General features: G+C 64.5%; 11 protein-coding genes and 1 pseudogene. 4 read left to right on the top strand and 8 right to left on the bottom strand.

Annotated features, from left to right (window positions below):
* Nucleotides 1–62: 62 nt before the first annotated feature.
* The 6 genes and pseudogenes from H1S04_RS18860 to H1S04_RS18270 form a co-directional block, all read right to left on the bottom strand.
* Nucleotides 63–458, bottom strand: a pseudogene (locus H1S04_RS18860) (gamma-glutamylcyclotransferase family protein); the annotation flags it as partial.
* Nucleotides 459–1,325 (bottom strand): TIGR01459 family HAD-type hydrolase, encoded by an 867-nt coding sequence (locus tag H1S04_RS18290; protein ID WP_181746920.1) that lies wholly within the window; start codon nucleotides 1,323–1,325, stop codon nucleotides 459–461.
* 80 nt (nucleotides 1,326–1,405) lie between these two features.
* Complete coding sequence (locus H1S04_RS18285) at nucleotides 1,406–2,323, bottom strand: manganese-dependent inorganic pyrophosphatase (protein WP_181746919.1); 918 nt, start codon at nucleotides 2,321–2,323, stop codon at nucleotides 1,406–1,408.
* Nucleotides 2,324–2,412: 89 nt separating this feature from the next.
* Nucleotides 2,413–3,051, bottom strand: a complete 639-nt coding sequence (locus tag H1S04_RS18280) for a DUF1345 domain-containing protein (RefSeq protein WP_181746918.1) — start codon at nucleotides 3,049–3,051, stop codon at nucleotides 2,413–2,415.
* Nucleotides 3,052–3,053: 2 nt separating this feature from the next.
* Nucleotides 3,054–3,383 (bottom strand): nuclear transport factor 2 family protein, encoded by a 330-nt coding sequence (locus H1S04_RS18275; protein ID WP_181746917.1) that lies wholly within the window; start codon nucleotides 3,381–3,383, stop codon nucleotides 3,054–3,056.
* Nucleotides 3,383–4,393 (bottom strand): TraB/GumN family protein, encoded by a 1,011-nt coding sequence (locus tag H1S04_RS18270; protein ID WP_181746916.1) that lies wholly within the window; start codon nucleotides 4,391–4,393, stop codon nucleotides 3,383–3,385. The genes H1S04_RS18275 and H1S04_RS18270 overlap by 1 nt, the downstream gene beginning before the upstream one ends.
* Before the next feature lie 184 nt (nucleotides 4,394–4,577).
* Between H1S04_RS18270 and H1S04_RS18265 the strand changes: the two genes are divergently transcribed.
* From H1S04_RS18265 to H1S04_RS18250, 4 genes are all read left to right on the top strand, one after another.
* Nucleotides 4,578–4,865: a co-chaperone GroES gene (locus H1S04_RS18265; protein ID WP_181746915.1), complete on the top strand. Its 288-nt coding sequence runs from the start codon at nucleotides 4,578–4,580 to the stop codon at nucleotides 4,863–4,865.
* A gap of 54 nt (nucleotides 4,866–4,919) precedes the next feature.
* Nucleotides 4,920–6,563, top strand: coding sequence for a chaperonin GroEL (gene groL, locus H1S04_RS18260; RefSeq protein WP_181746914.1), 1,644 nt, complete (start codon nucleotides 4,920–4,922; stop codon nucleotides 6,561–6,563).
* Nucleotides 6,564–6,699: 136 nt separating this feature from the next.
* Complete coding sequence (locus H1S04_RS18255; RefSeq protein ID WP_181746913.1) at nucleotides 6,700–7,656, top strand: cation transporter; 957 nt, start codon at nucleotides 6,700–6,702, stop codon at nucleotides 7,654–7,656.
* A gap of 138 nt (nucleotides 7,657–7,794) precedes the next feature.
* The gene (locus H1S04_RS18250) at nucleotides 7,795–8,664 is read left to right on the top strand and encodes an HNH endonuclease (RefSeq protein WP_181746912.1); all 870 of its coding nucleotides are present in this window, start codon (nucleotides 7,795–7,797) and stop codon (nucleotides 8,662–8,664) included.
* Between the two features lie 3 nt (nucleotides 8,665–8,667).
* On the opposite strand, the gene H1S04_RS18245 is transcribed toward H1S04_RS18250, so the two are convergent.
* A complete protein-coding gene (locus tag H1S04_RS18245; RefSeq protein ID WP_181746959.1) occupies nucleotides 8,668–10,194 on the bottom strand; it encodes a Ppx/GppA family phosphatase in 1,527 nt (508 codons plus the stop codon).
* 50 nt (nucleotides 10,195–10,244) lie between these two features.
* A complete protein-coding gene (locus H1S04_RS18240) occupies nucleotides 10,245–12,410 on the bottom strand; it encodes an RNA degradosome polyphosphate kinase (RefSeq protein WP_181746911.1) in 2,166 nt (721 codons plus the stop codon).
* Between the last annotated feature and the right edge of the window lie 26 nt (nucleotides 12,411–12,436).

The following is a 12,436-nucleotide window of genomic DNA, read 5'->3' as shown; positions in this document are numbered from 1 at the left end:
GCGCGCCGGGGACGGTCCGGCTGCGGGTCCGTGATGAAGGGCTGCGCGGCCAGCCGGGCAATCCAATCCGCGGGCAGGACGGCCTGCCGCGCACCAGCCAGAACCAGCCCCAGATACCAGTCGAAGGGAAGCATGCCGGGGGCGCGGAACTGCGGCGGGGCCAGATAGGCCATTGCCCGCTGGCCATCCAGATCCAGCATCACCCGGTCATAGCCACGGCCAAGCCCCTCGATCTCGTCCAGAAGCGCCAGATCCGCAGCGGCCAGATCGAACAGAACCCCCTGCACGCCGGGACCGCCCGCGATCAGCGTGGCCTTTCCCGATCCGTCCTGCCCGATCTTGTCGAACGCCAGATCAAAGCCCGCGGCTACGACCCGCCCGACCATCCGGGCCGAAGCGCAGCGCGCCCGAAGCCGCGCCGCCAGCATGTTCGAGCCATAGGCGAAATAAAGCGCCACTCAGCGCAGCCGGCCCATTGCAAAGGTGGGCATGATCATCTGCGGACGCAGCCATTCCTCCAGCAGCGGCGCCTCGGGGGCTTCGACATCCGCGCCCATATGTTCGGCCGCCAGACCGCCGGTGATGAAGAGTGAATCCAGCCCCTCGCCCACCGCGCCGGCGATGTCGGTCCTGATTCCGTCGCCGATGCACAGCACGCGCGCGCCGTCCCTGAGGTTCAGCTTGCGCCGCGCCAGATCATAGATCGGCGGATGCGGCTTGCCGAAATAGAGCGAATCGCCGCCCATATCGGTATAAAATTCGGCGATGGCTCCGGCGCAGTAGATCCGCCGCTCGCCCAGATCGACGACGATATCGGGATTGGCACATAGCAGCTTCAGCCCCTCGACACGCGCCAGCATCAGGCGGGTGCGATAATCCTCGGGCGTCTCGGTGTCCTCGTCGAAAGGTCCGGTGCAGACGATGCCCTCGGCCTCTGCCAGCGGCACGCGTTCGATGGGCGGTGCGTCCTTCCATTCGGGAGGCACGTCAAAAAACGCGTCGTCCTTCGCCGGCCCGAGATGCCAGACCTTGTGGCCCACCGCGCCCGCGAACATTGCGTCCTGCGCCGCATCGCCCGAGGTCACGATCACATCCCAGGCGTCGCGCGGAATCCCCAGCCGCCCGAACGAGGCCTCGACCTGCGCCGCCGGGCGCGGCGCATTGGTCATCAGACAGACCTGGCCACCGCCGCGTCGAAATTCCTGCAAGGCCGCAATAGCCGCGGGATATGCGGTAATCCCGTTATGCACACAGCCCCAGAGGTCGCAAAACAGCACGTCGTAATCGGTGGCAATCTCGGCAAGCGATCCGATGATCCGCGTCATTCATTCACCCTGGTCAAAATATCCTCGGGGGTCCGGGGGCAGACAGCCCCCGGCCTCACGTCTCTGATCGCTGTGTCAGATCACAGTTTCAGCGACGGGATGATCTGCTTCTTGCGCGACATGATGCCCGGCAGCACGACCGTATCGCCCGCAACCGGCACCCCGAAGGACGCTTCGGCCACCTGCTTGACGTAAGCGTTCGGCACCAGCAGCGTCGCCTCCTCGTTCAGGATGTCGACGACGAACAGCAGCACCTCGTCGGCGCCATCGGCCGCGGCCACGCCGGGCATCGCCGCCATCAGCGCGTCCTTGCGCGCCAGCAGCACCGCGGGCGAGGTGGTTTCCAGAACCGAGACGCGCAGCTTCTTGCCGTCCAGTTCGAATTCCTTGCTGTCCATGCGCAGCAGATCGGCATCGGCGAAGGCCGACACATCCGATTTCGCCGCGAACATCTCGGCTGCGAATTCGGAAATGTTGATGCCCAGACCATTGGCCAGCTTTTCCGCCACGGCGCGGTCATGCGGGGTCAGCGTCGGGCTACGGAACTCCAGCGTGTCCGACAGGATGCAGGTCAGCATGACGCCTTTCACCCAATCGGGCGCGGCGGCCAGATCGTCACCGATCAGGTCGTGCATGATGGTGGCGGTGCAGGCCAGCGGGCGGATGGTGATATTGATCGGCGTGCGGGTCTTCAGGCCGCCGACCAGCATGTGATGGTCGATGATCTCCAGGATCTCGGTCTCGTTGATCTGGGCGGGCAGCTCGGCCGGGTTGTTGGTATCGACCACGACGACCTGATCGCCGGCGGCCAGATCGGTCACGATCTCGGGCATGGGCTGGCCCCAGCGGGTCAGCATCCAGGCCGCTTCGGTATTGGGCGCGCCCTGCAGGATGGCGCGCGCGGGCGTCTTGCGGATCTCGTTCAGATACCACGCCCAGATGATGGGCGAGCCGGTGGCATCGGTATCGGGCGATTTATGGGCGAGAACGGTAATCATCACATGCTCCTCGGCAGAATTTGGCGATCCCTACCCCGGCACGGGCGCAAAGTCCATCATCGCGGGGGCGACGAGGGAGGGCGCGGCCCTCACTGGCCGAGACTTGATGCCGCGCCGACCGCAAGCGCCACGATCACCGTGTTGAAGAAGAAGGCCAGCACTGAATGGGCCAGCGTGACCCTGCGAAAGCGGCGGCTGCGCAGGCTGACATCGGCGGTCTGGGCGGCGACCCCGATGGTGAAGCTGTAATACAGGAAATCCCAGATATCCGGGTCGGGTTGACCCGGCCCGAAATCCAGCCCGCGCGCATCCTTGCCGTCGCCATCGCGCGCATACCACATGCTGGCATAGTGAAAGGCCATCACCGAATGCAGCATCGCCCAGCCGAGCGGGATCGACATCAGCGCCAGCCAGACCCGGAGCGCCGAGATACCATCCGCGGCACGCAGGGTCTGCCCGATCCCGTAAAGGCTGAGCAGGATCGCCCCGAGCGCGATCAGCATGATGATCGGCATCCCCTCATCCTCGGTATCGCCGCGGCGCAGCAGCGCGGCGCGATCGATGCGCGGCAGAGTGAGCATGCTCCAGCACAGAAAGATCGCCGAAAACAGATCAGCGCCCAGCAGGATGCGGTCGGGGCCGGGCAGCGATACGGCGGCGAACCCGACCAGCAGACCGATGGCGGCCGAGATCAGGAAATGCAGATGTCGCCGCAGATCCCCGATCATCGTCAGGCCAATGTCTGCTGATGCGCGATCAGCCGCCAGCCGCCCAGACGGACCCAGGCGGAACTGCACAACACCCGGCGCGGCGGGGTGCCCGTGCGCAGCGCCTCGGCCCGGTAGGCGAGCACGACGACATCATCGCTTTCCGCGACCCGACGGTCGGTCATGGTCACCCCGTCCCATCGCGTCGCCTGTGCCAGCCCGTCGATGATCTCCTGCCCCTGAAGGAGGCCTTCGGGAAAGACCATGATGCAGTTCGGCGCCATATGACGGGCCGCCTCGGCCGCACCGCGCAGCCACCAGGCTTCTTCCAGCTTCCAGAGTCCGTCCGGCATCACTCGCCCTTTTCGATTGTCCAGCCAGCCTTTTCCAGCAGCCGCAGGACGCCGTTTTCGCCCGGCAGATGCAGCGCCCCGAAAGCCGCGACAACGCCCTTGTCCCTGGCGGCCGCCGCATCCGCCGCCGCCGTCAGCGGCGCGATCCAGCTTCGGTTGCGCGCATCCATCAGCAGCACCTGCGCCTCATCCGTCAGCCGGTCGACCTCGGCCTTCGGCAGGCCGGAATTGCGATAGGCATCGATACGACCGAATTCCCAGATCTGCCAGACATCGCCGGCGAAATAGGCATCCGTCATCGTGGTCGCGTAATCATCCGCGTGCTGGGCCGCCGGCAGTGTATAGACGATCATGTCGAGCTCCTGCTGCGGGGTCAGGCCGCCAAACAGCTTCAGCACCGTATCCCACGGCTCCAGCGCCACCACCGGGATGCCCGCGCCTTCGGCCTCGGCCATCAGCTGCCAGTCGAGGCCGTTCGCCGCGCCGGTTGCCGCGACCTGCTGCAGCATGCAGGGCGACATGCCCATCATCATCGCGACATACCAGGGCCGCATCTTCGAGGCGACGATCGCCGGAATCCCCCGATCCGCCAGCGCGGCCGAGATGGCTTTCCATTCCTCCGGCTGCAGCCGTTCGGGCAGGGTCGGCCCGGTCGGGTCCATCATCAGCGCCGGATCGGCCAGCATGGCGGATTTCAGCTGTTCTTCTTCCTTGGGGCCAAGTTCGACCAGCAGCGCATCGGCTTCGGCGATCACCGGCGCCAGCCTGGCGCGCATGGCCGCATGGCGGGGGTCGTCGAAATGATAGGTGCCGACCATGGTGATCCGCGCCTTGCCCTTGCGCGCCTGCCACAGGATTCCCTGATGAAAGGGCACGGCGTCGGTGGCGCTGCGGATGGCGGCGCGGTCGGCCGCGGGCAGCGCCGCCAGAAGGTTGCTGCCCGCACATTCGGCAGCATGCGCGGCAGGGGCTGCAAGGCCGATCAGAAGGGCGGCGATAAGGCGTTTCATGGCAGGCTCCGTCACTGTCGGATGCAGGCTTCCACAGCCGGCCAGCAAAGACCAGCCGGCATTGAGAATTTTCGCGGACCATCCCGTTGACAGCCGCGTGACCGGAGCCTAGATCGGCGTCACTGGCACTCGCAACCAGTGAGTGCCAACCGACACTGCAACCTGAAACACCGGAGTGTTCACTATGGCTTTCAAACCGCTACACGACCGCGTTCTGGTCAAGCGCGTCCAATCGGACGAGAAGACCAAGGGCGGCCTGATCATCCCCGATTCCGCCAAGGAAAAACCCGCTGAAGGTGAAGTCGTCGCCGTCGGCGAAGGCGCCCGCAAGGATTCGGGCGAGCTGATCGCGCCTTCCGTCAAGGCCGGCGACCGCGTCCTGTTCGGCAAATGGTCGGGCACCGAAGTGACGCTGGACGGCGAAGAGCTGCTGATCATGAAGGAAGGCGACATCATGGGGATCATCGGCTGATCGCCGGTCCCTTTGTAAACGCTTCAATTCACAAGACATTCTAGGAGAGTACACATGGCTGGCAAGGACGTTAAGTTCGGCACCACCGCGCGCGATTCGATGCTGAAGGGCGTCAATATTCTGGCGGATGCGGTCAAGGTCACCCTGGGCCCGAAAGGCCGCAACGTGGTCATCGACCGCTCCTTCGGCGCGCCCCGCATCACCAAGGACGGTGTTTCGGTCGCCAAGGAAATCGAACTGACCGACAAGTTCGAGAACATGGGCGCCCAGATGGTCCGCGAAGTCGCTTCGCGCACCAATGACGAGGCCGGCGACGGCACCACCACCGCGACGGTTCTGGCCCAGGCCATCGTCAAGGAAGGCATGAAGGCGGTTGCCGCCGGCATGAACCCGATGGACCTGAAGCGCGGCATCGACCTCGCGACCTCGAAAGTCGTCGAATCGATCAAGGCTGCTTCGCGTCCGGTCGAGGATTCGGCTGAAGTCGCGCAGGTCGGCACCATCTCGGCCAATGGCGAAGAAGGCATCGGCAAGATGATCGCCGAAGCCATGCAGAAGGTCGGCAACGAAGGTGTCATCACCGTCGAAGAGAACAAGGGCATGGAAACCGACGTCGAAGTCGTCGAAGGCATGCAGTTCGACCGTGGCTACCTGTCGCCCTATTTCGTGACCAACCCCGACAAGATGGTCGCCGATCTGGAAGACGCCTATATCCTGCTGCACGAGAAGAAGCTCTCGTCGCTGCAGCCGATGGTCCCGCTGCTGGAAGCCGTGATCCAGTCGGGCAAGCCGCTGCTGATCATCGCTGAGGACGTTGAAGGCGAGGCTCTGGCCACGCTGGTCGTCAACAAGCTGCGCGGCGGTCTGAAGATCGCGGCTGTGAAAGCTCCGGGCTTCGGTGATCGCCGCAAGGCCATGCTGCAGGACATCGCGATCCTGACCGGCGGTCAGGTCATCAGCGAAGATCTGGGCATGAAGCTGGAAAACGTCACCATCGACATGCTGGGCCGCGCCAAGAAGATCACCATCAACAAGGACACCACGACCATTGTTGACGGCGCCGGCGACAAAGCCGAGATCGAAGCCCGCGTGGCCCAGATCCGTCAGCAGATCGAGGAAACCACCTCGGACTACGACAAGGAAAAGCTGCAGGAACGCGTGGCCAAACTGGCCGGCGGTGTTGCCGTCATCCGCGTCGGCGGCATGACCGAAGTCGAAGTGAAAGAGCGCAAGGACCGCGTCGATGACGCGCTGAACGCGACCCGCGCGGCCGTTCAGGAAGGCGTTGTCGTCGGTGGTGGCGTGGCGCTGGTTCAGGGCGGCAAGGCTCTGGACGGCGTGAAAGGCGCCAATGCCGATCAGGAAGCCGGCATCGCCATCGTGCGCCGCGCGCTGGAAGCCCCGATGCGCCAGATCGCCGAAAACGCCGGCGTCGACGGCGCTGTCGTGGCCGGCAAGGTCCGCGAGTCCTCGGACAAGGCCTTCGGCTTCAACGCCCAGACCGAAGAATATGGCGACATGTTCAAGTTCGGCGTCATCGACCCGGCCAAGGTCGTGCGCACGGCGCTGGAAGACGCGGCCTCGGTTGCCGGTCTGCTGATCACCACCGAAGCCATGGTCGCCGAAAAGCCCGAGCCGAAAGCGGCCGGCGGCGGCATGCCCGACATGGGCGGCATGGGCGGCATGGGGATGATGTAATCCCCTGCCCTTCGTGGCAGAAACGAAAGGCCGTCCTTCGGGGCGGCCTTTTTGCTGAGCGCATTGCACGCCCCCGGCGGCGTGACTCGGCCGGAAATATCCCCGATAGTCGGCCTGAACCGATCAGGAGGCGCGGATGGCGGAGAGCAGAGCGGAGTATCAGGCGATCGAGGCGCGCTCGCTGATCGTCGCGATGTGGGGCAACCTGTTCATGGCGGCCTGTGGGGTCGTGGCCGGCTTTCTCAGCAATTCCAACGCGATCATCATGGACGGCCTGTTCTCGATGGTCGGGTTCGTGTCGCTGTTCCTCGCCCGCCGCATCAGCCGGCGCGTCGGCGCCGGGCCCGACCGGCAGCGCCCCTTCGGCTATGCCGCGGACGAGGCGATCTTCGTGACCTTCCGCGCGCTCTCGGTGCTCGGCCTGATCCTCGCGGCTTCGACAAGCGCGTTTCAGCGCATCTACAGCTATGCGCTCGGGACCATGCCGCCGCCGCTGAATTTCGGTATCATGCCCTATTACTATGCGATCATCACCGCGACCTGTTTCGGTCTGTGGTGGATGCATCGCCGCGCCTGGATCAGGACCGGAAGATCAAGCGACATGCTGAACCTGGAAAGCCGGGCGGCGGCCTTTGACGGGGCCATCACGGTGGCGAGCGGCATCGGCCTTGCCGCGATCTATTTCTTCGGCAAGGGGCCGCTGGCCCCCATCGCCCCAGTCGGCGATTCGATCATCGTGCTGCTGCTGTGCCTGTTCGCGGTCGGGGGGTATTTCCGCGAGGTGCGCGGCGGACTGGAAGAGCTTGCGGGCGTCACCGCATCCCCCGACAGCGTGGCGCTTGCCCGCCGCGCCCTGCGCCGCGCCATCGCCGAGGATGGCGGCCGGCTGATCGACCTGTCGATCACCAAGATCGGGCGCAGCCATGTCGTGATGGTCTATTACGATCCCGGCCGTCCGTTGAGCGCAGCCGAGATCGACCGGCTGAACCTGCGGATGCAGGGCGATCTGCACCAGTCGCTGCCGGGGGCGGAGGTCACGCTGCTGGTGACCGAACACCCGCGCCGCTGGCCGGACGAGCTTTGGCCGGCGTAAGCGCGGCGCGCGGGGGCAGAAGGGCTGCTGCAACCATCCCCCTCTATAGATAAAAACCGCAAAGGCCATCCCGAATGGGGGACCTTTCCAGCTTTTATTCCCCTGGACGAAGCAATCGCGTTCACGCAATCTTGGGCTATGACTAAAGCCGTTTTTATCGAATCCTCCCATTCCACCTATGCCGATAAACCGGGCGAACTTTACCATTTTCCAAACAGCTATTTGTCGCGGGTCGAGAAAACCCTGGGCGATTGGGTCATTTTCTACGAGGGCCGGCGCGGTGACGCGAAAGGCTATCACCGCGTCCAAAGGGTAAGCAGTATCGCGCCAGATCCAACCGATCCCACGCATAGTTTCGCTATCATGGATCGGGCTTCCGAAATTGACTTCGAGACCCGTCTTTCACGACAGAAGCCTGACGGAACCCTTTGGGAATCCAAGTTGGCCTTCATGGGGGGAAACAATACCTCATCGGTTCGCCCGCTCTCCGATCAAGATTTTGATGCCATGCTGCGTGCAGCTTTCACTACCACAGTCACACCCGATACCCTGCCCAGACAACCCGATGGATTTTCGGAAGCTGCACCAGCATTCGACTTTCAACAGCGCCCGAAAATTCTGACCACCCGCGCATTGCGCGACGCATCCTTCGCGAGAAATGTGCGCCGCGCCTATTCCGGGCGCTGCGCCATTTCGGGGCTTGAACTGCGCAACGGTGGGGGCAGAGCCGAAGTAGAAGCCGCCCATATTCGACCGATCACCGCTGATGGCCCCGATACAATCCGCAACGGACTGGCGCTGAGCGGGACGATTCACTGGATGTTTGATCGCGGACTTATCGCGGTCGATGACGATATGTCGTTGCTGACGGCGCGCGACAGTATTGCCGACGAGGTTTCCGGCCGACTTTTCAACCCCGCAGGTCGCCTTATCCTGCCGCAGGATCCAGCCCTTAAACCACACCCGGATTATCTGCGCTGGCATCGCGAGCATTGCTTCAAGGGCTAGCCCCTACCCCTTCACAACCCCCTCCACCCCCAGCGACTTGCACAGCGACTGGAACCGCGCCAGCGCCACCTCGCCGAACAGGGCGCGGCCGGTTTTGGTCAGGGTCAGGGTCAGCGTGTTCTTCTTGGGGGACAATTTCAGCGACCCCGCCTCGGACGGGTCGCGGATCGAGAACATGGCGCCGAAGCGCATCGCCTTGCCCAGCACTTCGGCGGCCTGCAATTCGTCCTCGGACAGCATCGCGAACAGCGGCGCCATCGCTGAACCTGCGCGCGAGTTTCGGTAGCGGTGCAGAAGCGCGACGCCCAGAAACACCCGTTCGGGATGCGACAGCGCGGCCATATTGGCGCGGGTGACGTTGTCGAAACAGGCCTCGGCGCGGTAGTCGGGATGGGTGCGCCAGGCAGTGTCGTGCAGCAGGCAGGCGGCGCGGATCAGGCGGTCGCGCTCGGGGGGGACGCCCTCGAACAGGGGCTGCAGGAACTGATACAGCTTCTTGCCGAAGCCGGGGCTGCGGGCCATCTGCTTTTCGGTGAAGCGCGCCGATTCCAGCAGCGGGTCGCGGGCGCGCAGGCTTTCGGACATATGCTCATAAAGCAGCCCCTCGCGGATGCCGAAGGAGGAAACGGCAAGCTCCTTGGGCCTGAAGGTCTCGACCAGCTCGCGCAGGACCATGCTGGCCAGGGGCACCAGCTCCATCCGGGAATTCGAGATGCCGGTCTTCGCACGCAGCGTCTGCAGATCGTGATCGCCGATCCATCTCACCGTATCCTCGACCGCCTCGGGCGTCATGCGGTATTCGTGCAACACGGTCATCGGGTATTTGCTGCGTTCCATATCCAGCCGCGCGATGGCGCGCCAAGAACCGCCGACCAGATAGATGCGGTCGTGATCCGTACCCATCTTCTTCGCCAGACCCTGCATGATCGCCTTGATATGGGCGCGCAGGCCTTCCTCCCCCCCCTGCACCTGCTGCAACCGGAACGGCCCCAGGGGCGAGGTCACGCGCTTGCCGATGCCACCCTTGCCGTCCACCTCGGCCAGTTCCATCGAGTTGCCGCCGATGTCGCAGACCAGCCCCTTGGCGTCGGGCCAGCCCAGCAGCACGCCCTGCGCCGAGAGGCGCGCCTCCTCCTCGCCGTCGATCACGGTCAGCTTGAGGCCGGTTTCGCGTTCGACGCGCTTGCGGAATTCGGGACCGTCCTCGGCCTCGCGCACGGCGGCGGTGGCCACGACGGTCATCGGGCGCACCTTCAGCCCGTCGGCGATGACGGCGAAACGGCGCAGTGCCTCAAGCGCGCGCTCGACCCCATCGGGGTTCAGCTTGCCGGTCGTGGCCATGTCCTTGCCAAGGCCCGCCATGACCTTTTCATTGTAGAAATAGGCGGGCGAGCGCGCCGCCCCGTCGAAGATTACCAGACGGATCGAGTTCGAACCGACATCAACCACCCCGACCCGCGACAGGGCGCGGGCGGATGCGTCCTCGAACAGGCCTTCAAACGGGTCCTGAACCTTCGCCTTGCCGTTCATCGCATCGCTCCTGATTCCGGTCACGCCGCCGTGATGAGTCCGCTTTTTCCTCAATCGGCGCTATGGGTCAAGGCGGGCACGTCGCCCGCGCCAGCCCGGCCGCGCCCTGACAAAGACGGATTTTCCATGAAGAAACGGTGACAGTTGAACAGATCGTCGCGTCCGGCCGGCAGATGGCGCAGATAACGGCCATCCGGCCGCAGGGTCCAGCTTTGCGCCTCGTCGGCCATATTGGCGGCCATGATCTGATTGACGATCTGCGCCTTCACGGTGTCGTTCAGACATTCGATCAGCGTCTCGACCCGGCGCGAGAGATTCCGCCCCATCCAGTCGGCCGAGCTGATGAAGACCCGCGCCTTGCGCGACGGCAGCCCGAAACCGGCGCCGAAGCAGACGATGCGCGAATGTTCCAGAAACCGGCCGACGATGGATTTGACGCGGATATTGTCCGACAGACCCGCAATGCCCGGCCGCAGCCCGCAGATACCGCGAATAACCAGGTCGATTTTCACCCCGGCCTGACTGGCGGCGTAGAGCGCGTCGATCACATCCGGCTCGATCACCGAGTTCATTTTCGCCCAGATCGCGGCGGGGCGGCCGGCGCGGGCATATTCGGCCTCGCGCCCAATCAGTTCGATCAGACGCTCCTTCAGCGAGATGGGCGAGATCGCGATATTCTCCAGGCCTTCCGGCTGGACGTAGCCGGACAGGAAATTGAACACCTTGGTGGCATCGCGCCCCAGCGCCGCGTCGCAGGTGAACAGCGACAGGTCGGTATAGATGCGCGCGGTAATCGGGTGATAGTTGCCGGTGCCGTAATGGGTATAGGTTACCAGCGCATCGCCTTCGCGCCGCACCACGGTCGAGATCTTGGCATGGGTCTTATAATTCACGAAGCCATAGACGACATGCGCGCCCGCACGTTCCAGCCGCCGGGACTGACGGATATTCGCGGCCTCGTCGAAGCGCGCTTTCAGCTCCACCAGCGCGGTGACGGATTTGCCGGATTCGGCGGCTTCGCACAGCGCCTCGACGATCGGGCTGTCGCGGCTGGTGCGATACAGCGTCTGCTTGATCGCCAGCACATTGGGGTCGCGCGCCGCCTGTTGCAGATAGCGGATGACCATGTCGAAGGTCTCGTAAGGATGATGCAGCAGCATGTCCTTCTGGCGGATCGCCGCGAACATGTCGCCATCATGGTCCTGCACCCGTTCCGGCACCCGCGGCGTGAAGGCCGGCCATTGCAGGTCGCGGCGGTCGTCCAGCACCAGTTCCTTCAGGTCGGCCATCCCCAGCAGGCCCGCGACCTCGATCACCTCGTCGGGCGAAACGTGGAGTTCCTCCATAATGGTCCGGCGCAACGCGTCGGGGGCGCCCTCGGTGATCTTCAGACGGATCACGCTGCCCCGGCGGCGGCGCTTCAGGGCGGTCTCGAACTCCCGGACCAGATCCTCGGCCTCCTCCTCGACCTCCAGATCGCTGTCGCGCAGCACCCGGAACGCGCAGGAGCCGGTATCGCGATAGCCCGGAAACAGGCTGGACAGGTTCATCAGCAGCAGGTCTTCCAGCCGCAGAAAGCGCGAGGTGCCGGGCAGCCGGACAAAGCGGGGCAACTGCGCGGGGATCGGCAGCAGCGCCTGCATCCGCCGGCCATCGGATTCGCGCGCCAGTTCCAGCGCCAGCGAGAAACCGGTATTCGGAATGAAGGGGAAGGGATGCGCCGGGTCGATGGCCAGCGGCGACAGGACCGGGAAGACCTGCTCGCGGAAATGGCGGTTCAGGTAATCGGCCTCGGCCCGCGTCACCCGCGAGCGCGAGAGGATGGCGATATTCTCGGCCTCCATCTCCTTGCGGAGGCTGTTCCAGACCGCTTGCTGGGCGCCCATCAGCCGGCGCGCATCGGCGTTGATGATCTGCAACTGTTCGGCCGGGGTGCGACCATCCTCGGAGGGGGTGTTGTTGCCTTCGCGCGCCAGTTCGCGCAGGCCGGCCACGCGGACGGTGTAGAATTCATCAAGATTGGTGGCCGAAATCGCCAGAAAGCGCAGCCGTTCCAGAAGTGGCACGCGGCTGTTGCGGGCTTCATCCAGAACGCGCCAGTTGAAGCTGAGCCAGCTCAACTCACGGTTGAAGAAGCGGTCAGGCCCGGTGATCGAGACCCCCGGCAGGGAAACCGGCGCGGGCGGCGGATGTTTCAGGAAGTCGGCTTGGGTCATCGGACGGTGCAGGAAAAGATCGGGCC

Source organism: Paracoccus sp. S1E-3, assembly GCF_013868135.1.
Lineage (GTDB): Bacteria > Pseudomonadota > Alphaproteobacteria > Rhodobacterales > Rhodobacteraceae > Paracoccus.
The sequence above is the reverse complement of the archived record's forward strand: the minus strand, read 5'-3'. Positions and strand labels throughout refer to the sequence as shown.

What these genes read in the sequence shown, in the direction of transcription:
- H1S04_RS18290 (WP_181746920.1), bottom strand. Translation starts at nt 1,325, where the DNA reads ATGACGCGGATCATCGGATCGCTTGCCGAGATTGCCACCGATTACGAC.
- H1S04_RS18285 (WP_181746919.1), bottom strand. Translation starts at nt 2,323, where the DNA reads ATGATTACCGTTCTCGCCCATAAATCGCCCGATACCGATGCCACCGGC.
- H1S04_RS18280 (WP_181746918.1), bottom strand. Translation starts at nt 3,051, where the DNA reads ATGATCGGGGATCTGCGGCGACATCTGCATTTCCTGATCTCGGCCGCC.
- H1S04_RS18275 (WP_181746917.1), bottom strand. Translation starts at nt 3,383, where the DNA reads ATGCCGGACGGACTCTGGAAGCTGGAAGAAGCCTGGTGGCTGCGCGGT.
- H1S04_RS18270 (WP_181746916.1), bottom strand. Translation starts at nt 4,393, where the DNA reads ATGAAACGCCTTATCGCCGCCCTTCTGATCGGCCTTGCAGCCCCTGCC.
- H1S04_RS18265 (WP_181746915.1), top strand. Translation starts at nt 4,578, where the DNA reads ATGGCTTTCAAACCGCTACACGACCGCGTTCTGGTCAAGCGCGTCCAA.
- groL (WP_181746914.1), top strand. Translation starts at nt 4,920, where the DNA reads ATGGCTGGCAAGGACGTTAAGTTCGGCACCACCGCGCGCGATTCGATG.
- H1S04_RS18255 (WP_181746913.1), top strand. Translation starts at nt 6,700, where the DNA reads ATGGCGGAGAGCAGAGCGGAGTATCAGGCGATCGAGGCGCGCTCGCTG.
- H1S04_RS18250 (WP_181746912.1), top strand. Translation starts at nt 7,795, where the DNA reads ATGACTAAAGCCGTTTTTATCGAATCCTCCCATTCCACCTATGCCGAT.
- H1S04_RS18245 (WP_181746959.1), bottom strand. Translation starts at nt 10,194, where the DNA reads ATGAACGGCAAGGCGAAGGTTCAGGACCCGTTTGAAGGCCTGTTCGAG.
- H1S04_RS18240 (WP_181746911.1), bottom strand. Translation starts at nt 12,410, where the DNA reads ATGACCCAAGCCGACTTCCTGAAACATCCGCCGCCCGCGCCGGTTTCC.